Here is a 20,747-nt window from a genome sequence, read left to right as displayed (position 1 = left end):
TACTGCGCTGTCCCACTAACGCTGTATTCCAAGCTTACGCTTAGTCCAAATTGACGTACACAGGCAGCATTCCTTAATAACGAATACCGTATTTACCCAGTCATATAAATAATTTACACGAAAACTGTGCCATAATAGCAGACATCCTATCATCATAGTCCTTCCCTTCAGATTATCCCACACAAACCTAATATTAATCAAAGAGAAAATATTAACCCAATAGAATTATAAATAAAAAAGTAGATAACCACTGCCAAAACACTTAAAATCAACGTTTAAACACTAATGTCGGTTTGTAGAACTTTCACTACAAGAAAAATTACTTAATGAAAATCATAATGATTAAACAGAAAGCTATCTATATAATTGCACCTGTAAATTTTGACAAGGTGAAAAAAAATAAAAATGATAATACGCTTAAATAGTAACCCAATAAATAAAAAGTAAAAAATCACACAAGTACAAATCAATCAAAAACACTAAGAAACAAGTAAAATTAAAATGTCTACTTACATGAAAACGAAAAATTACCACAACCTTAAAAATGTATTGATGCTGGGATGTATTATGCTGGTTGCTTCAAGTATTTACTCTTGTAAAAAGAGTGGCGAAACCAGCCCCTTAACCGAGGAAACCGTGGTTAAGATCAATCTTCAGGGGGTTGAGGCCTATGGTGAGAACGAAGGTAACGCTGTCGGTCAAAAGCAAGGGTCCACAAAAGCATCTACCGCAAGCAGTGCTTCCGAAGTACAGGAGATGACAGTTCCTTTTGGCAATAGTTCTTCCATTGATGTTGTATTGACAAATAGCTCAGCTACCGCAGTCAATAAAGGATTGGTGGCCTCATCGGGTGCCAAAGCAACAACGACAACTCAGGTAACTGAGAAAAAACTGGACAAAGATGTTAAATATAAAGTAGTTGTCTATGATAGCCAAGGGAATTACGTGACTGAAAAGACCTATAGCTATGGTGGAGAAGCTGTTGCAGAGGGGATTGTTCTTGATGCTGGAAAAACCTATACTTTTGTTGCTTACTCAACAAATAGCACAAGTACAGTACCTAATATTAGCAATCAAAGTACTTTATCCTCAGCAAGCCTCAATAATATCAGTGGCGACCTGATGTATTTCGCGAACACACTGAAAGTAAACAAAGGTGTTAACAACCTAAATGTTGTGTTGAAACACCGCTTCAGTCAGATTATCACAACTTTGACAATGGATGCCAACATGACCGGGGCCATCACCAAACTTGAAAATGCAGTGTTTAAACCAAGTCATACATCGGCCAACTTAAAACTTTCGGATGAAGCGCTTACATACAACGGATTAAACGACGCAGGTGTACAAGCACAATTTCCGGCTTTAGGTATTGGCCTACGTACAGTTGTCAGCACTCCTTCCCTATTGATCCACCCAGCAACAAGTACTGGAACGCTTAAACTTGGAAGCCTGACCATTGATGGTGAAACCAAATCAAATGTTACCATTCCAAATGTAAAGATCAATCCCGGACAGAAATATGATCTGAAGCTTAATTTCAAAACCTGTACACAAGATGTGACCAGTAATGGATTAAACTGGAGCTATCCAGCGGTGGTCGTTAACGGTAAAACCGGAATCCGTATTGATGGAGTATTTTATCCAAGCGGAACCACGATCTCCAGAAGCTTCACCGCTCCTGCAGCAGATTATGGATTTGTGTTTGATATCACCGAACTGGACAATGCTTTCAATATGGAAATTAATGGCGTGAAACTGGCAAAAAATGAAATCCAGTTTGAAGTTGGCGCATCTTCAGCACAAAATATCCAATTCCTGGATGGAAGTAAATATGCAGGAAATAATGTAGAAACAAATAGTAGAATTGCTCAAATCTATAATATGCAAGGGACCGCAGCCAACCCATTGATCAAACTCGTGATCAGCAGAACAGGTAAAGTGACTATGTTCGGCAGCAAAGTCAATGGTGGACCTTTATATGAACTTGTATTGAACAATGGTAACTCCTTCAATACCTTCCCTTGGGGAAGCACACAGAGCAACACTGTAAAAGTAACTCAGCTTGTTGATGGTCGTACGATCATTAAAGGTGTAGGTGCAGGAAAGAAGAAAATACCTTGTAGCTAAGAACTTATAGCTAAAAAAATAAGAACAGATTTATCAAATATAATACAATAAATAAAAGACTATGAAAAAGAAAATAGCCTATATCGCACCGGAGGTTAAGGCGTACCGGATCGAACTCGAGCAAGGTATCGCAGCCGGTTCAGCAACTGCTAGACCCGAAGACTCCAACGGACAAGTCAACGAACAATGGGGTCTTGGCGACAATGACAGCAGAACAATAGACTGGTAACAAGCCACACAGAATCTGTATGCATAAAGCCGTATTACGCACAGCAATAGTTGTGTTTAATACGGCTTTTCTAATGCTATTATGATTGTATTACGATAATATCTTCTGTAAACGTTTTGGGAACTCATCAATTTTCGAAATGCTTAGCTGTTTCATCACCTGAAATAAATGTGCTTTGAACATACTGATGGTATGTTCACCACCGGCATTTCCCAGTGCACCTACGCCATACATAAATGGTCGCCCCATGAAGTTAAATTCAGATCCCACAGCATGTGCACGGGCAAGGTCTACTCCAGAACGGATACCACCATCCAACATAATCTTGATTTTGCTTTTATAGTCTGGGTTGGCTGCCAGATGAATCAATGAATTAATGGATGATTCACTGGCGTCAAGCTGTCTTCCGCCATGATTAGAAACGATAACGCCATCTACGCCCAATGCAATAGCAGCCTGCATATCCTCATCTGTCGCAATCCCTTTTAATACCAAAGGTCCCTTCCATAAATCCCGAATAGCTTTGATCTTTTCAACATCTACTTTACCCGTAAACGTTCTGTTCATAAATTGCCCCAGTTGCGCTAGATCCAGGCCTTTTTCCATATAAGGCTTTAAGGTTGCAAAAGATGGAATACCATGTTTAAGTGTTTCAATTCCCCAGGTAGGACAAGCAAACGTCTGTAGGATATTGGCGATGTTCATCTTTGGCGGCATGGACAATCCACTTTTAATCTCTTTGTACCGTAGTCCAAAAGCAGGAACATCAACAAGCACAACAAGCACAGGACATTCTACCTCTTTCAGACGTCGCAGGATATCATCGCGCAACTTATTTTCCGTAGGATGATAAAGCTGAAACCAGGCTTTACCTTGTGACACCTCAGCAATACGTTCAATACTACTTGTCGATACAGTACTCAATATATAAGGGATATCATTTTCTGCAGCGGCTTTCGCCAGAATTTCTGGCGCATTGGGCCACATCAAGCCCTGTAAACCAATCGGCGAAACACCAAATGGTGCACTATAGTGGCGACCAAAAAGTTCTACGGACATATCAATTTCCCCGCTCGTCTGAAGATACTGCGGCTTTAATAGAATATTGTCAAAATCATTTTCATTTCTGGCAAGATTCAGTTCTTCATTGCAACCACCTATTAAATAGTCAAACGCAAATTTTGGAATTCTTTTCTTTGCCTGTCTTCTCAAGTCTTCAACAGCGGGAAATCGGGTATTGTATGTAAACTTTTGGCTCATGATTGATGTATTAAATATTGGCAGTGATTTATCTGCGCGCCAAATATACTATATAATTTGAAATTAGTTCGCTATTTAGCGATAATCTCCTAGCTATTCCGTCGGTAGCCAAGCTCGGCACCACCACTCACAGGCAGGTTCACCCCGGTAATAAACCGGGCACTGTCGGACAGCAAAAACATGCAGGTATCTGCGATTACATCCCCTTCCGGGCAATAGCCCAAGAGGTGGATATCTTTTAGAAAACCAAATATCTGTTCCGGCTCCGGTTGCTCCAAAGCCCATTGCTGAAGCATAGGCGTCATCACCGCCGCGGGCATGACAGAATTAACCCTGATCCCCAATGCTGCGTAATCTATCGCCATTGATTTGGTCAGGGCATTGACAGCACCTTTTGTTGCGGCATAAGCGGCATGATTTTCCTGGCCAATTTCCGCCACGAGGCTGCTTGTATTTAATATACACCCTCTTGAGGCTTTCAGATGAGAAAAGCCATATCGTGTTGTCAACAAAATACTTTTCACATTGACATCGAACAATCTGGCCCATTCCTGTCCCGTGGTGTCATGCAACGGTTTGGATGGACTCGCAAGACCAGCATTGTTGTGAATGGCATCTAATCGCCCAAAGGTTGCGACTGTTTGGTCTATCGCTGCCTTCACATCCTCCTCCTGGGAGAAATCGGCACAGATACCCAGATGTGGAGTACCTAATAATTCGCCAGTAGCAGCGACAGAGGCCTGATCAAGGCCGATAAAAGCAACTTGAGCCCCAGCCTTTGCATAGGCCTGCGCACATGCCAGACCGATTCCAGCAGTACCACCACTGATTAATATCACTTTATCCTTCAATCTATTCACGATAAATCTATAAAAGCTTATTCAATTAATTCTAAGATCTAAAATACGACAAGTAACTTCTTACCTGAAAATTATGTATAAAATTGTGACAATAGCCAACAATAGTCCCGATAAAACGCGGTAATTCCCTATTCCTTTCCATGCGGCCCCACGAAGTGGCTCCAATGGACTCTTCCAATAGAGCTGCTCGCTTTCCGCGCTGTGCTGTACCGGATACCGGTACGATAAGATAATCTGAATGATCATACAGGTCAAGAAAAGGTAGAATGCCATCATCATAAATGGAGTTTGCCCGATCCAGGAATCTGGCAGGACCTTATTCAGAATAAAGACCCCCATACCAAAAAAAGATCCGATCCACAGCGTCAGTTTGGCCGATACCGCCGACGCTTTCCGCCAGAACACCCCCAAAAGGAATACACAGGTAATGGGAGGCGCAATATGGGCGATCACATCGTTGATTCCGTTAAAAATACTTTCATACCTGTCCAGTAATGGCAGTAGAGCTAGCGAAAAAGCCATCGCGATCACAGCGGATATTTTCCCGATACGGATAAGCTGTTTATCCGTGGCCTGTGGCTTCCGTTGCTTAAAAATGTCATAGCTGACCATCGTAGAGATCGAATTAAGGGCGCCAGAAATCTGACTCATTAACCCGGACAACAAAGCTGCCACAAGGATCCCAATCAAGCCAGAAGGCAACAGCTGCGTGATCATCAGCGTATATATTCCTTTGGAATTCACATGGCCTGCTGCGTCTAAGCCCAGGCTACTTAGATCAAGATGCCCACTCTTAAAGAGAGTGTAAGCGAATAACCCGGGAAGTACAAAAATAAATACGGGCAAAATTTTCAGAAAACCACAGAACAGCGCACCCACACGACCATGGTTCTCATCCTTCGCCCCCAGTACGCGCTGGACAATCGTCTGATCCGCACACCAATACCAGATCCCCAGAATGGGATAACCAAAGAACACCGCATACCAGGGCATGCCACTGCTGTCATCAGCACCGCGGAGCATGGACAAGCGGTCGAGTCCACCCTCAGCAATCAGGACATCTTTCATCGGTATCCACCCACCCATGCGATTGAAGGCCGCAAAACTGATGATAAATGCGCCAGCTAATAATACAATGGTCTGAATGGATTCTGTCACAACCACCGCACGCAGTCCGCCAAGGATAGTATACATTCCGGTAATAATACATATTACTGTAATACTCAAATACATATTGATCCCAAAAAGGGTCTTTAGTACAATACCTCCGGCCAACATGGAAAAGGCAATATGAATCACTATGGCAGATATAATGGAAATAAACGTCAGCCAATCTCTACTGGAACGGTCATACCTTCTTTCCAAAAAATCTGGGAGCGTTGCCACACCAGATTTGAGGTAGAAGGGTACAAAAAACAAAGCCAATAAGATCAAAGTAAATGCGGCCATCCATTCAAAGTTTCCATTAAGTAAACCCGTATCAAATCCACTTTGCGCAAGACTCACCAAGTGTACAGTCGATATATTTGTCGCAAAAAGCGCCAATCCGATTGCTGGCCACCGCAAGCTTTTGCCTGCAAGAAAATAACCTTCGGCCGTTCCTGTATTTCTCTTACCGCCGATACCTGCGCGAATACCGACAATCAGGATCAATGCAATATAGGCTACTGCGATACCCAAATCTATATTTCCTAACATAAGCTAATTTTTAGATTAAGTCACAACTACTTCCAGCTTCCATCGGCGTCCGATAAACACCATTTTCGATGACTACAGGATGTACGAAGTGAGATTTGAGATGTGGAATATGTTCAAGAAACAGGGCTTCATGGCCAAGACTAATGTGATTAAACAACACAAGATGCTGGTGCAATTGTCCCATATCCCCTACATGTGGTACAACAGGGATACCGTATTTGCGACAGAGCAAACTGACCACAATAAATTCGCTCACACCGCCAACACGGACCGCATCTACCTGTACAAAACCTGCAGCCCCTAACTGGAGGTAGTTTTTGAATAAAATCCGGTTAGGCACATGTTCCCCCATAGCGACCTTTATCGGTGCAATGGCATCAGTCAGTATTTTATGCGCAACGATATCATCTGGATGTGTCGGCTCTTCCACCCAAAACGGATTCATTGCCTTGAGTTCATGACATATCGCCAGCGCCTGCGGTAATGTCCATTGTTGATTAGCATCCAACATGACTGTCGCTTGATCACCAGCTACCTCCCGAACAATATGGGCCCGTCTGATGTCACGGAGCGGATCCGCGCTACCCACTTTCAGTTTCATGGCCGTAAAGCCGTTTGCAATAGCCCGTTTACAGTTTTCTCTGACCTGGTCGTCTGAATAGTTAAACCAGCCAACAGAGGTATCGTAACCCGTATATCCCTTTTCAATAATGTTCATTCGTTCCTGACGGCTCTGTCTATTTTCAGCAATCAGCGCAATGGCTTCTTCCTTTGTCAGCTCATCCTCCAGATAGGAAAGATCCAGGGTGTTGACAATTTCCTCTGGCGTTAGATCGATCAATAATTTCCAGAGCGGAACAGCTCGCGTTTTCGCCCATAAGTCAAAACATGCATTTGTCACCGATGCCAGCGCTAGGTGTACAATACCTTTGTGCGGTCCTAGCCAACGAAACTGCTGTTCATTGCTCAGTGTATTGAAGATTGCGCCAAAGTTCGCCATCAGCTCTTCGATGGGTATTCCCTTGATCCGCTCCGCATAAAATGCTGCCGCCTGACAGACCAGTTCATTTCCCGCTCCTATGGTGAATGCCAAGCCAGTGCCCACACGTCCTTTATCGTCTAACAAACGGGTAACGGCATAAGAATATACAGGATCTTTATGTATAGCATCGCTACCTGCTCCAGTATTTAAGGGAAATCGGCGATCCTGGATATCGTACGTTGTAATCATACTAATACTAATTTTTATAATCTATGGATAGGTGTATTTCTGCTTTATAATTTTAATTTTTCTTTCAATTGGAGAAGCAACGCCACATCTGTCTCTTTGATACGTCCTTCCCTATTGGGTCCAACATTCAGGATCAGTATATTATCCTGTGCTGTTGCTGTACGGTAGATATCTTCCAGTTCTGCAAGTGTCTTGTATTTTTTGTCTGTTGTATTATAAAACCAGCGCTCGCCGAGTACAACTGTTGTCTCGAAAGGCATATAGTAGATATTTCCCTGTGCTGTAAAGAGTTTAGGATCGGGTGTACCTGGCAAATATGGATCACCTAAACGGAAGTCACTTGGGAAATAACGTATCGGGAATAAATTCTGTTGATCCTTAGGCTGCACAACGTGTTTATCTGCATTTTCGGGACTACCAATGGTCCAATTGATACCCACCTGACACTGAGGAGCCTTACTTTTGACCAGCGTATAGATTTCCTGTGCGGGCCATCTGTAATTCTCCTTTTCCCAGCCGCCATCCAACCAAAGTTCAACGATGTCTGTATACTTCTTGGTCATATCAAGCAGCTCCGTTAATTGACTGAGCATATAGGTATTATAAGCTCTATCCGCTTTTCTGTCATTTACATTGCCATTCTGTTTCCTGTCCCACAAGGAATAATAAAGTCCCAGACGGATGCCCTGCTTACGGCATTCCTTTGCCAGCGCCGCCACAACATTCGTCTTGTTAGCTGAATTTGCCACATCGTAATCAGTATATTTACTATCCCATAAGCAAAAACCATCGTGATGCTTGCTGACCAATATGATATATTTCATTCCGGCAGCTTTCGCCGTAGATACCCATTGTTTTGCGTCAATGGTTGTTGGGGTATAAGAACTGGTGGGTTTTGACCCGTCCGTCCACTCCTGATCGTGAAAGGTATTTATACCAAAATGGATAAACATTCCATACTTGCGATCGATCTGCTCCTGTTGGTATCGATTGGGTTTATCGAATGCTGTGGGTATAACAACTTTCGTTTGGGCGATTACCTTAGCTGCCAATAAGCATAAGGTTAAACTAAAAAACACCTGCTTTTTCATCTGTATAAATTTGTTTATTCATTAGTCAATTTTCTCTTTAAAGCATTCATGCTGCCTTCGGCGGTTTCAATTGTGATGAAGCTATCAGATTTATCCACTTTTTAGAGTAGCTGAATAAATCATAATGGTTTCATCATTTTTTTGTTTTAGGTTATTATTCGGATTTTCTATTTCAGTTAGTTGGTATGAAATACCTCTTCCATATCCGACCAGACCGCTCCTTTGGCACGGGCATCCGGGAGTGGCAGCTGGCAAGGATCCGTTTCCTTCCACCAACGTTGCGTTTCGGGATCAGCAGCCATCCGCTGCATATCGGCATTAAAATCCGCTCCGGTATACTCAAAATAGCTGAATAGATAATGTTGCCCATCCACCTCTTTCAAAAAAATAGAATAGTTCTGGATATGGCATTCCTTGATTTTCCGCAGCACCGTCGGCCACGCATCCGCATGTAGTTTTTTGTAATATTCCAATTTTTCAGCTTTTACTCCTGTAATGGAAGCATAGCGTTTGACAGATTCAATTTCTCTACCCCGTCCACAGCAAACCATTAAAATCGAGATTGCACAAACGAGCATAAAGGGTACAAACGGAACTAATTTTCTTAATATCATATTTAGGTATTCTTGTTATCAATATTCCTTTTTACATCATGCTAAACTACTACTCTTAGGACAATAAAACTGTACCTAGATTGCTCAATACTGACACTATATTAACGATATTTTGACTATAATTTCGTATTTATGACAAAATAAGCTATATTTAACCTCCATTAAACAACATGATAACCAGTAAATGAAACCCATCTTCACAAAAATATTGGAGGGATCCGAGATAGCGACATTTGCAACAAAAGAAGTCTGTCAGCCGTTTTTTTCCACCGAATTCCATTTTCACAGTGCCTGCCAGATGACTTATATTGTCCAAAGTGAGGGTAAACGTATTATAGGTGACAGTATCGACAGTTTTTCGACCGATGAATTGACTTTTGTGGGGCCGGACCTACCCCATGTTTGGCACAATGACAACTCGAATCAGGATTCGACAGATCTATCGCGCTCAATGGCACTTTATGTCGAGCCTAAATTACTCTTAGAGGTATTGGGGCAGTTTTTTAAAACACATAAAATAGAGGCTTTTCTGACTGCCTCCAAGCGGGGACTTCTATTTCGGGGAGAAACAAAGCAGCAGCTAAAACACAAATTGGAACAAATAGTTCATCTTGACTATGGTTTTAGAAAAACAATATTGCTGTTTGAAATCATCGAATTGTTGATTACAACCGATGAATATGCGTATCTTTCCAGTCCAGGTTACACGCACAATTACAGTTCGGTAGATAATGAGAAAATCGACCGTATCTTTAAGTTTGTGTTCAACAACTTTACAAAAGAGATTCCGCTGGATCAGGTTGCGACCCTAGCGAATATGTCCAAACATTCGTTCTGTCGTTATTTTAAGTCCCGTACACAAAAGACCTTTGTTCAGTTTGTCAATGAAGTACGCATCAGTGAATCATGCCGACTGATTACTGAAAATAAATTACAGATCACCAACATAGCCTTTGCCTGTGGTTTCAATAGCCTTTCGAATTTTAATAAAATTTTTAAATCCATCAAAGGTATTACCCCAAGTAGGTACAGATCACATATACAGCATTAAAACAAACCTTTCTGAGATCAAGAAAAAATCAACATGAGCTTAACCCATCTACTCAAAAGTAAGGTTGATCTTCGAAAAGCCCAGTCCCTGCAACAATGGTTTGAACACAGTCGTTGCATTTGCTTTGGTTTGTTGCAGGATATCGGATTTCTTCACATCATCTGCTACAGCTTTTTCAGCAGTTTTGTAAGCTTCATCAACCAATTCCGCCTCCCGGAGGAAAGCCATTTTGGTATCATATACCTTTGATGCTTCGTGGTCAATCTTAATATAACAAATCTCCGGAGCGGGCAATTTAATGGAAACAGAGTCCCCTACCACCTTAATATCCTCCGGTGTCAGTTTTGTTAAATTCACACAACCAACAGCATCAGCTTTGACAATTAGCAATACGCTTGCCGTAGGCAAGAACGTATTGATATTTTTATGTTCAACAACATCGCTGTAGCGATATTTCACCAATTCCAATTTACCCATAGCTTCAATGCGATCAACAAGAAGCTGATGCTTGCTCTCTACCCGTGGTCCGCTATTATATTTTTGATAGACAAACCAGGCTCCTACTGCCAAAATGGCTACAACGATTAAAAATTTTAAAAATTTTCCCATAAATAGTATAATACAAATAATAGACCAAGGTCCAATTATGGCCATTTGAACCGAAATTGTTACGCGAATATTATCTTTTGTCGCCTTTCAATATGCTCCGATAAAAATATACCATTTGATAGACAATTGTTTAATCAAAAAGTTTAAAAAACATTTGGAAGATATGGGCTATAATACTACTTTTGTGACATCAAAATCACGGTAGGTATAGCTCAGTTGGTTAGAGCACTAGATTGTGGTTCTAGGGGTCGTGGGTTCGAGCCCCATTACTTACCCAAAAAAGGCAGATCAATAAAATGATTTGCCTTTTTATTTCCAATATCCTCTATTCTAAAAGACTATCTGAACAATGAGGATAATGTCAGCTGACAGCGACATCAAATCGTCTAATCCCTCAATAAGGTAATATCCTGAGCCGGTGCAGTTAAACTAAGGTTAGCAATTTCTGTATAAACAGATTCATCAACTTTGAAGCCCCATTTTCTAAAGAAATCTGAGAGATCCTTTTGTGTAATCTGACAGGCTGAAAGCATAAAGTAACGCATCTTTTCGGCATCAGTAGAAATGGTTGGTCGATTTTCACGTGTAGATCTACTCAAATTAATATAGAGGTTATCGCCAAATGCCAACCATAATTGATGGAACATAATCATTTTTAGGTCATTATCACCCGCATTAAAATCACGGTCTGCTATATTCTTTTGAAAGTACGTATCTAATTTTGGCCAGGAATTATTTGCGATAATACGGCTCACAGGAATACCAAATCCTCTTTCGCTGGCCAATGAGTAGACATTCACTGTTGTTTCGGTAAGATTGCCCCAAGTCCAAGCCTTTTGCTGATAAGTATGCCCCACTTCATGCCAGATTCCCCAGCCGTTTGTATTGGAGAGGTATTTAGGTTGCAGCATTCTATACGATAATGATTCTGTAAAATAAATAGAAATACCAGCGGCCATATACCCCCCAGCAGAAGAATCTCTAACAGTAATTAGATGTTTGTTATAAGGGATTGCATGTACGCCGCTTGCCCCACTCAAGCCACTAATATAATTTGAAAAGCCGATGATAGAGTCCAGTCGATCGACAATTAACTGCTGATCTTCGTTCCGATATAGAAGAGCCTCATCCATATTGGCGACCATAATCGTACGGTCAGAAGAGAACATGACATCCGGCGCTATATTTTTAAGCGAGTCCAAAGTCAACAACCATTGTGCATGCGTTGTTTTCCCTTTTTGGAAATACGGAACAGGAATGAAGCCATCTCCAAAGGTCAATTCAATTTCTCCGGGGGTACTGTAATTGTTGGTGGTATAAATCACATACACTAAACCTCCATACTGATCGGCTGTGAAGGTCTGCGTTCCCGCCTGAAGATTAAAATACTGTCTAACTGGTCGAATATTATCTCGAAAAGGCGTACCAATTGCCAGACGGGCAACAGTGGTACCGGCATTGATTTTTACGTTCAGCGTAATTGTGCTATTGGGAGCGACATAAAATCCTGTAGCCTGCATATCGTTGTGATTTGCTCTGAATTGTAGTCGATCCACCTCTGTAGAAGCCGATGGTGTAATTTTGAAAATCTGCACGCTGTCTGCAACAGCCAGTTCCAGGGTTTGTGGATCAGCAGGAACAGGAATCAAACCACCGTCCCTTTTGCAGGATGAAAATGCAGCAATAAAGCAGAATGCAATAACATAAAAGATGTTCTTTCTCATTGGTTTTTAAATTAAGTTTATGAATTGTATTAATTATTTTATTCGCAAGAACCCCATCCCGGATTTTTATATCCGTTACCTATTTTCATCGTATCTTTAAATTTCTATATCAAGAAATTTAGCGGTTTAAAATCAGTAACAATATAGGCGGAAAAGCTTTAAGAAATTTCATCAAACGATTGCGTAATTACCGAAAACGTTATAGTGTATAATAAACACTATAGTTTTGAAACACTTGAATCACAATAGTTAACAACAAATCATTTCAATCACTACAAATTAACTTTAAAACACTTTAAAGAAATTTTAACGTGTTTAGATTAAAAACAATGTCTTACCGCTGATTAATCTTTATCCAGCTCATCTTGTTAAATTGTTACCATATAGTTGTCGGGGAGTTTACTGGCTCAGCAAGCTGGTCATCCTTTTTTATTTTTCCATCGAGATAAAATAAATCCTTGTAAAACAACGTTTCCATGAATAAAAAAGAATTTCCCAAATTGTATAATAACATTGGATGATATCATCTATTCCGATATATTTGGCATTTTATTTTACGACATCAACTATGAATCTGCACTACTTGACGACATTGGTTATTGGATTATTAGCAATTACCGGACTAAAGGCACAGAAATCATCCAATTTAATTAAATTGAATCTACTGCCTCTCTCAGTTGGTAACCTTGCATTTGAATATGAAAAAACCATTCAGGAGCATATATCACTGAACGGAACGCTTAGCTTACGTTCCAAATCTGGCCTTCCATTCCGGTCGATATGGGAATCCGGTGTCGATGATACTTATAATATTCTTGGCGAGGCAAAACTTGCGGCTTTTTCGTTTACACCAGAGTTGCGATTTTACCTCCGAAATAAAGAAGCGTTTAAAGGATTTTATATCGCACCCTTTATCAAGTATTCCAACTACCACCTCTCCACCATACTTTCGGTCGATCAGTCAGACTATCAAAAAGAGGTTCCTATTTCAGGCTCTTTGAATGCTCTTACTGTCGGAGTGGCGATCGGTAGCCAATGGCGCCTCGGTGATGCGATCTATTTAGACTGGCGGATTATCGGTCCAAATTATGGATTCAACAAAGGTACATTTGAGGGGAAAATGCAGCTTAGCGCAGAGGAACAACGGGAGGTTCGAAAACAATTGGACAATTTTGACATCGATGTACTAGATCTGAAAAAAGAAGTCAGCGCCGAAGGTGTCACCATAACAACCAAAGGACCCTTTGCGGGGCTCCGCACCGCATTGTCACTGGGATACAGGTTTTAAGCAATGCCATCCGAAAAATAATTCCGGCTAATTCATAGGGATAAAAACAGGTTCCTTGAACCGAACAAGCTTATCACTAGAACACAAAATATTACCATGCCTGTATCGGTTGATTACGAACTGACTGAATTAGGAAAAAGCCTTCATCAATTTATTGATACCATGGGTGCATGGGAATCAGGTACAGAGAGCAGATCCTAAAGTAACCAGCCTGTAGTTACCCCGATTGGAATCAATAGTAGCCAAGTCGCCAAACAACTATTTTTTGTCCGTGTTCAAATTTACAAATCCCCGATGGCACATACTTAGTAAAATCTACTTCGCTGCTGGCCAGTTGCGCTCTCCTTCGAGAAGCTTGGCCTTTTGATAACATAAAATGGGAAATAAAATCCCTGGATATAGCAACAAAAACGGCAGGTCCTTAAACGATCTGCCGTTGGAGCGTCTGAAGGATTTCAGCTAAATCTCCTCCAATTTGGTAAGCATCTTAAATTACAGTTTGTAGGAAACTGTTGCCACAAAATTTCTTTTTTGTTGTGGATTAACAGACCAATAACCAATATAGTATTGTTTATTGTTGATATTGTTCATATTAAAGTTTACGCGGAATTTATGAAAAGAATAAAAGATACTTCCGTTTAAAAGCGCATAACTCGGAAGTTCAAATACACCCGTCACACTATTGTCTACTACCTTATATTTTCCACCATAGTTACCTCCGATTCCAAAACCGAGATTTCGCAACTTCCCATGCTGAATCTGATAACTTCCCCAAAGATTTGCCAAAGTACCCGGGCCTTGTCCTCCGGGAGCTCGTCCTTTTTCATTATAGAAGTCATTTCCATTCCCGGCAATTATCTGGATATCATTATAGCTAAAGCCAGCTTTTACCGAAACTCCCTGGTAAGGCAATGCTTCAATATCAAAATCAAAACCCTTGCTTTCTACCTTCCCCCCTTGTATAGATCCGGTTGGTGTACTGTATACTCTATTTGCAACTGTAATGTCGTATAATGCTAATGTGGTCCATAGTCTATCTTTGATCAAATTTGCTTTGGCGCCAAATTCCCATTGGTTAGCCCGCTCGGGCTTAAATGACTGTACACCTGTTTTTACATTATTGTCGTCATAGGTTATGCTCGGTGCGACATTATAGAAAGCATTCATATAATTAGCAAATATCGAGACTCTATCTTTTACGATCTCGTAGACAATTCCAAATTTTGGAGAAAGTGCCCATTGGCTATAATTATCATCTTTATTGGAAACATCGCCTTTTGAGTCAAAATAATCTGCCCGCAGGCTCACCATAACGGAGAGTTTATCTGTAAGATCCACTAGATCGGAACCATATACACTAAATGAGCTATTTTTGATATGGGAAGAACCTCCGGCTTGTGTCCCTGCAAGCAACTTGTCAATGGCATCCTTGGTCAGTGGAACGGGATCTAATACTGTTGAGTTTTCATCCAATGGTCCTTTTATTTCACCCTGTGGGCTTACCCTACGCCCTAGTCCCCAGCCGGATCCATTTTCCTTTACATTCCTTGAAAAATAGTCAACACCAACCAAAAGCCTGTTTCTTAAGCCAGCCAATTTAAAATCACCGTTGAAATTTTGCTGCAGATCATAGGTTCTGGTCTTTTGATTTTCATTGTGAAAATATTGGTCAAAAAAATTGCCCTGGTTACCCCATATATAAGTGTATATTCCATTCGACTTCACCTTTCCAAATGAAACCACGGTCTGCGAATTCCATTTTTCATTGATTTTATAGAGTACTTCGCCCTGTATATTCGTCCGCGGATTTTTGATGGTCAGTTCATTGCTTGTAAAGGAAAGCTTGGGATCAAGGTTTAGTTCGTCTATAGTTTTAAATGTAAGCGGTGCTACCCTATCCGAATGGAAAAAAACCGGAGCAACAGCCCTTTTCATGTCAAGCAATTCGGTCATCAGATTAACTGTAAACCTGTCATTTACTTTATAGGTCAACGATGGTGCAAAATAAAAGGATTTTTTAAATCCCGCATCCTGAAAACTGTATTCATGATGATAGGCTGAATTGATCCTGAGTGCCAGGGTTTTACCTTTATTCAGTATGCCATTGAGATCAACTGTCGCCCGATGCAACTTATTGCTACCATAGTTGTAGGAAACTTCACCTCCATTTTCAAAATACGGTCTTTTCATAATCGTATTGATTACACCACCATACCCATAAAAACTGGCGCCGAATAATGTACCGGAGGGTCCTTTCAAGACTTGAATCTCCTCTATTCCGGCCGGATCTAGGATACCGCTTGATAAGCCGGGAAGCCCGTTAACAAGATTACTTTGTGCTTCAAAACCCCGCAAGGAAAAATATGCACCTCCATCTCCTGCTCGACCTGTGGATTCCCATGTGCGGCTGAGCCCCGAGACATTTCGGATCAGGGCATCATCAAAATTTGTGATTGCCTGTTGTTTTAATAACTCATGCGAAACGGTACTATACACCTGCGGATTCTCTATATTGCTCAAGGGCATCTTGGCTACAGCGCTGATCGTTCGGTTGACTTTGAAAGCAGATACCAGTACCTCCTGCAGTTGAGCGTAGTTCTCGTTTAAAGCGAAATCCAAGATGACAGGTTTATTATTTTCAACAGTTACTTCCTTTTCAATCGAATTTAGCCCTGTGAAACTGGCGACAATCTGGTAACTTCCAGGTTTCAATCGGTCAAATTTGTAGTTCCCACTTCTATCTGTCCGCGTCTGCCGATTAATTCCTTTAATGGTCAAATTGACGGACTCTGCCGAATTACCATCAATTGTAGTTATTTTACCAAAGATACTCGCTGTCTGCGCATTGGCGACTCCTGTGAGCGAAAGCATCGCTACTGCAATAGGTATAGATCTGATTCCCATAAAAAAAATTATGGAGCCGAATATAGCACATCCAATTGTATAAATGAAATTAATTAGACTAATTATAAATAACTAAACATCCTATTGCTGACTGATAGGTTAAATAATAGCAAGCGAATGATCCCTGAGTGATCAAAAAAATGGTAAATCGATTCTAATGACTTTCAATAAATACGATACATTTCCAAAATAATTATCCTAAAAAATATAAATTGCTGATTAGCCTTTTGTAACGGTTATCTCTCTTTTGACAGATCTACCTTTTTGATCAACATGAAATCGCAGATCAATCGCTTATTACAAATACCATTTATGGTTAGAGTATAATCGTCCATATGTCCACGCTTTTACTTAGTGCCGCATTTTCTTATAATTCATCTGCTATGGAATAGTCAAGGTGAGCTTGTCGTGGGGAAGTAAGCAGAACTGCATAAAAATAGGGGTGCCCGATTTTTTGGACACCCCCAGTAAAATAAGTGACAAATAATTTTTACTGTGTAACGGCACGCATTAGAACTTATAGGCTAGGTTCAACCTAAATCCCTGCGGATTGACTGCCCGCCATCCATAGTGCGTATATCTCCAGGCTCCGCAGTGAGCATATTGGTCTTTGTCAAATGGTAAGCTGTCAAATTGGTCATCAATTTATTCTGAAACCAGGTTTTCTTCAGGCAAATCTCTTTGTTTCGCCCGTAGGATGGATCTGCAGTCCCTCCATCCAGCAACAATCCCACTTGCTCCTGAAATGTTTCATCATACAACTCATAGAGTCAACAGCCAATCCTCGTTAAAGTTATGGTTGATTATCCCATAGATATTGTGTTCCCAGGACTTGGTCGGATTCATAATCGGATCGCTAAATGAAAAGTTCTTTTTCACCTCCTTAAAACCGTCTATGCCATAGGCGTACTTTGAAAATCCACCTTCAAAATTATATTAAGAGAGAATATATTCGAATATTACGTTCGTATTTTCGCTGGCATTATACTTAAAGGATGGGTTCAAAACAAACTGTTCGTGACCGACATTTTGCTGAAAATTTCCCTTCTTGGTTCCCATGACATTAAACCGTCCTAAAAACTTACCGTCACTGCTCAACCGCTGGTCCATATCAACCGCAGCGCGCAATAGATTGTAACTACCCAAGGTCATTTGTGCTGTTCTTTAATCTACTTAATCTTCTTCCAAATAAATATTGTGGACGACAAACTTAACATTCTTACTGAATAATAGCATATCATCGACATCCTCCGAACCTATCGCATAAAGTGTATCGAGTTCTCCCCCATCCAAAAGCTCCGAATCAGGGATTAGCTCAAAAAAGGTAATCCCTTCGATGGTAAACAATTCTTCCACTTTAATATAGGACACATCTTGACTTTTCCAGATAGATAGAATCTCTTTGGAAAATAATTGATAGGCATTTGCTTGCATTGACATGTGTGCAAATTAACAAAAAATTACCTCATTACACTTTTATTATAGGGTTTCTAATATCTTACTTACTTTTTCGTTTTTAGGATTGATTTCCATCAACTTTTTGTAGTTCTGCTTTGCTTTGTCTTTTTGGCCCGCTTTCAGATAAGCTTCGGCCAGGCTATCATATACATTTTCGCTCTTGGGGTATAAAATCGTATTGACTCTGAAAATATCGATCGCTTGGGTCAATTTCTTTTGAGAAAGGAGCTCATAACCTGTGCCATTCAGAAAATCTTCTGAAAGCAGCCTATGTTCGCTATCCTCTTCTTTTGCACGTTGATAGGCTTTTACGCCCTGTTCAAAATGACCTCCTAAAATCAGCTCCAACGGAATGACATCGCCTTCGTTAAGCTTTGGATTTCTGGCATGGATTGTTTTATCACGCAAAACCTGAACAAGCTCCTCCTTACCTGTAGCTTTATCTTTTACAAAAGCCATTTTAAAATCCCAGTCATGCATCGCGAATGTGTCTACCCCCACTTTAATCAGTTCGACAGGCGTGTCCAGATTTTGTATAGCCATCAGTTTATTATTTTCTTTATAGACTTTGATTAATCCATATTTATCAGCACGATAACGTCCGATATAGGAACTGAGCTCTTGTGAGGTTACTGGTAAAATTTTATTAGCTGGAGCAATGTAGTTGGGCCACTTATAGGTTAAAGCGACAGCGCGAACGAGTTCGTTAATAAATAGAGGTTTGTTGGTATTTGTCAATACGACAACCCCGTCTCCACTAGTCTTGCTTCCAATAAAATAGGAACTAAAACCTTCATTCCAACCACCATGACAAAAGTACACCGCTCCAGCATAGTTTTCAATAAATAGCCCTAGACCGATAAAGGATTCAATGAAAGGGCTGGTAAATTCTTCTGCTGTCTTTTTGGAAATAACTGTATTGCTTTTGCCAGCCAATGTATGTTGAATATCGATAACAAACTTTGCATAATCCTCGGCTGTAGACCACAATCCTGCTGCAGCCTGCTCTGGATAAACATGGTATCTCCCTTCAACAGGCTTTCCATTTGCAGAGTAGGCTGTGGCTGCAAACGCTGCTTGTCCAGTTGGAAGTGGTTGTGCGAATGTGCTATTCTTCATCCCCAATGGTAGCAGTACTTTCTCATTCATAATGCTCGTGTAATCTTTCCCTTCGATATCCATAAGCATCTGTTGCATCACAGTATATCCTCCTCCTGAATAGCGAAAATTTGCCCCTGGAAGCTTATCTACAAAGACCGCAGGAGTGTTGGCGGGTTTCCCTCCATTCAATACGGCTACTGCCCCGGGAATCGGATCTGTTACTTTATATCCTGGAAATCCACTTACTGTAAAACCAGCAGTATGGCTAACGATATTTTTAAGTGTGATTTTTTTCGTTTTGGTCCATTCATTATCTGGAACTTTCCACGAAGTTAGAAATGAATTCACATCCTTATCTATAGCTAATTTGCCAAGCTCTACCTCCTTTAGCGCAGCGTAAGCACTGACCGGTTTGCTCATAGAAGCAACCTGAAACAATGTCTTGGCGGTCACTGCAGCCTTGGATTCGAGATCTACAACACCGTAGGTTTTACTCCAGATAACTTTTGAATCTCTGATAACAGCAATACTCACACCGGGAATATTATAAAACTTCATACGTGAGGCAATATCCCAAGACTGCTCCCCCTCAAAACGGACAGGTGGTATCAACCCTGATTCAACACCGGAAATTTCTTTTTGGAGCTGACTTTCGGTTTGCGCACAAGCTGTTGAGACCGTTAGGCCGAAAATTAGGGCAATAGGTAAAGATTTTATGATCTTCATAAGATGTTAAGTTTTAGATTCCGAATAATATAATTCATGTCCCTTTTTTCGGTTTTTGTTGCAAAAAAGCTGATGATTTCCGCTTCATCTTTTACACAATTTTCTCGATTAACTTCTTTATCAACTCACTTGCCAAAACAGTATACTACTGTTAAACAACACACTACGACATATTGACGGTCAGATATTGATCATAATCGGACACCGTATGTTCAGAATCGAACGATAAGACAAGGATCCGTGACCCCATCCGCCAATATTAAATATCATCATGCTTTGTTTTATTTAACCCAATCATTTCTGCGACCAACAACTCCAATACTGGTCTCTGAGCAATCAGGTTAAAGCTCCAGATATCATCTGTAATAAATATATAATGACCGGATAAACTATAGATATAATCTCCACCTTCTATTCCTGTTGACCAGTTTTCCTTTTTTAGATCAGGAAAAGTTCTTAGTACCTGCCAACAATATTCCCTTATTTCATTTTCACTCCAAGTAGTGCCCAAGTTATCGATCAAGCTCTCAGCTGTACTAAGCCCATACATTTCTAACATTTCCGCAACGGTATTTCCCATGATTGACCGATTATCCTAAGAGTCTGTAAGCATACTGGAACGTTCGATGTTCCGCTTTTCTCCCACTAAAATAGTTAAAATAATTATCCCCTATCGTTTTGTCGTTTTTCCCCCTTTAAATTGTCGGATATTCAACCTAAACTCAATATTGAAAAAGAATAAATTTGTTTATAATATTTTAACAATCAAATAA

At 40.6% G+C, this 20,747-nt stretch carries 18 protein-coding genes and 1 tRNA gene; 5 read left to right on the top strand and 14 right to left on the bottom strand.

The annotated features are described in order from the left end of the window. Nucleotides 1-513: 513 nt before the first annotated feature. Nucleotides 514-2,130: a fimbrillin family protein gene (locus tag OGI71_RS04845; RefSeq protein WP_282254227.1), complete on the top strand. Its 1,617-nt coding sequence runs from the start codon at nucleotides 514-516 to the stop codon at nucleotides 2,128-2,130. 61 nt (nucleotides 2,131-2,191) lie between these two features. Next, complete coding sequence (locus OGI71_RS04840; protein ID WP_282254225.1) at nucleotides 2,192-2,359, top strand: hypothetical protein; 168 nt, start codon at nucleotides 2,192-2,194, stop codon at nucleotides 2,357-2,359. 90 nt (nucleotides 2,360-2,449) lie between these two features. Here the strand turns inward: OGI71_RS04840 and OGI71_RS04835 are convergent, their stop codons facing one another. The 6 genes from OGI71_RS04835 to OGI71_RS04810 form a co-directional block, all read right to left on the bottom strand. Further along, nucleotides 2,450-3,619 (bottom strand): alpha-hydroxy acid oxidase, encoded by a 1,170-nt coding sequence (locus OGI71_RS04835; protein WP_282254224.1) that lies wholly within the window; start codon nucleotides 3,617-3,619, stop codon nucleotides 2,450-2,452. A gap of 89 nt (nucleotides 3,620-3,708) precedes the next feature. Then, complete coding sequence (locus tag OGI71_RS04830; protein ID WP_282254223.1) at nucleotides 3,709-4,479, bottom strand: SDR family oxidoreductase; 771 nt, start codon at nucleotides 4,477-4,479, stop codon at nucleotides 3,709-3,711. A gap of 60 nt (nucleotides 4,480-4,539) precedes the next feature. Continuing rightward, nucleotides 4,540-6,177, bottom strand: coding sequence for a sodium:solute symporter (locus OGI71_RS04825; protein WP_282254222.1), 1,638 nt, complete (start codon nucleotides 6,175-6,177; stop codon nucleotides 4,540-4,542). Nucleotides 6,178-6,187: 10 nt separating this feature from the next. Beyond that, a complete protein-coding gene (locus OGI71_RS04820; protein WP_282254221.1) occupies nucleotides 6,188-7,408 on the bottom strand; it encodes an enolase C-terminal domain-like protein in 1,221 nt (406 codons plus the stop codon). A 44-nt stretch (nucleotides 7,409-7,452) separates the two neighbouring features. Then, a complete protein-coding gene (locus OGI71_RS04815; protein ID WP_282254220.1) occupies nucleotides 7,453-8,499 on the bottom strand; it encodes an alpha-L-fucosidase in 1,047 nt (348 codons plus the stop codon). A gap of 176 nt (nucleotides 8,500-8,675) precedes the next feature. Next, nucleotides 8,676-9,113: an L-rhamnose mutarotase gene (locus tag OGI71_RS04810; protein ID WP_282254219.1), complete on the bottom strand. Its 438-nt coding sequence runs from the start codon at nucleotides 9,111-9,113 to the stop codon at nucleotides 8,676-8,678. Between the two features lie 184 nt (nucleotides 9,114-9,297). Here OGI71_RS04810 and OGI71_RS04805 point away from each other — a divergent pair, with 184 nt between their 5' ends. After that, nucleotides 9,298-10,164 (top strand): AraC family transcriptional regulator, encoded by an 867-nt coding sequence (locus tag OGI71_RS04805; RefSeq protein ID WP_282254217.1) that lies wholly within the window; start codon nucleotides 9,298-9,300, stop codon nucleotides 10,162-10,164. A 48-nt stretch (nucleotides 10,165-10,212) separates the two neighbouring features. Here OGI71_RS04805 and OGI71_RS04800 read toward each other — a convergent pair whose 3' ends face one another. Further along, complete coding sequence (locus OGI71_RS04800; RefSeq protein ID WP_257090936.1) at nucleotides 10,213-10,773, bottom strand: DUF4230 domain-containing protein; 561 nt, start codon at nucleotides 10,771-10,773, stop codon at nucleotides 10,213-10,215. Nucleotides 10,774-10,974: 201 nt separating this feature from the next. Between OGI71_RS04800 and OGI71_RS04795 the strand changes: the two genes are divergently transcribed. After that, nucleotides 10,975-11,048: transfer RNA gene (locus OGI71_RS04795), tRNA-His, on the top strand. Nucleotides 11,049-11,159: 111 nt separating this feature from the next. Here the strand turns inward: OGI71_RS04795 and OGI71_RS04790 are convergent. Continuing rightward, the gene (locus OGI71_RS04790; RefSeq protein WP_282254216.1) at nucleotides 11,160-12,497 is read right to left on the bottom strand and encodes a M60 family metallopeptidase; all 1,338 of its coding nucleotides are present in this window, start codon (nucleotides 12,495-12,497) and stop codon (nucleotides 11,160-11,162) included. A 568-nt stretch (nucleotides 12,498-13,065) separates the two neighbouring features. Between OGI71_RS04790 and OGI71_RS04785 the strand changes: the two genes are divergently transcribed. Further along, on the top strand, nucleotides 13,066-13,785 hold the full coding sequence (locus OGI71_RS04785) for a DUF3575 domain-containing protein (protein ID WP_282254215.1): 720 nt from the start codon (nucleotides 13,066-13,068) through the stop codon (nucleotides 13,783-13,785). 492 nt (nucleotides 13,786-14,277) lie between these two features. Here the strand turns inward: OGI71_RS04785 and OGI71_RS04780 are convergent, their stop codons facing one another. From OGI71_RS04780 to OGI71_RS04755, 6 genes are all read right to left on the bottom strand, one after another. Continuing rightward, complete coding sequence (locus OGI71_RS04780) at nucleotides 14,278-16,689, bottom strand: TonB-dependent receptor (RefSeq protein WP_282254214.1); 2,412 nt, start codon at nucleotides 16,687-16,689, stop codon at nucleotides 14,278-14,280. A 530-nt stretch (nucleotides 16,690-17,219) separates the two neighbouring features. Then, complete coding sequence (locus tag OGI71_RS04775) at nucleotides 17,220-17,450, bottom strand: hypothetical protein (RefSeq protein ID WP_282254213.1); 231 nt, start codon at nucleotides 17,448-17,450, stop codon at nucleotides 17,220-17,222. Nucleotides 17,451-17,625: 175 nt separating this feature from the next. Then, complete coding sequence (locus OGI71_RS04770) at nucleotides 17,626-17,841, bottom strand: hypothetical protein (RefSeq protein WP_282254212.1); 216 nt, start codon at nucleotides 17,839-17,841, stop codon at nucleotides 17,626-17,628. A gap of 21 nt (nucleotides 17,842-17,862) precedes the next feature. Further along, a complete protein-coding gene (locus OGI71_RS04765; RefSeq protein ID WP_282254211.1) occupies nucleotides 17,863-18,129 on the bottom strand; it encodes a hypothetical protein in 267 nt (88 codons plus the stop codon). Between the two features lie 39 nt (nucleotides 18,130-18,168). After that, nucleotides 18,169-19,974, bottom strand: coding sequence for a beta-lactamase family protein (locus OGI71_RS04760; protein ID WP_282254210.1), 1,806 nt, complete (start codon nucleotides 19,972-19,974; stop codon nucleotides 18,169-18,171). A 259-nt stretch (nucleotides 19,975-20,233) separates the two neighbouring features. After that, nucleotides 20,234-20,554 carry a hypothetical protein gene (locus OGI71_RS04755; protein WP_282254209.1) on the bottom strand — a complete coding sequence of 107 codons (321 nt, stop codon included), beginning with the start codon at nucleotides 20,552-20,554 and terminating at the stop codon, nucleotides 20,234-20,236. Nucleotides 20,555-20,747: the final 193 nt, after the last annotated feature.

The organism is Sphingobacterium sp. ML3W (assembly GCF_029542085.1).
GTDB lineage: Bacteria > Bacteroidota > Bacteroidia > Sphingobacteriales > Sphingobacteriaceae > Sphingobacterium.
This window is presented reverse-complemented; position numbering and strand designations above follow the sequence as displayed.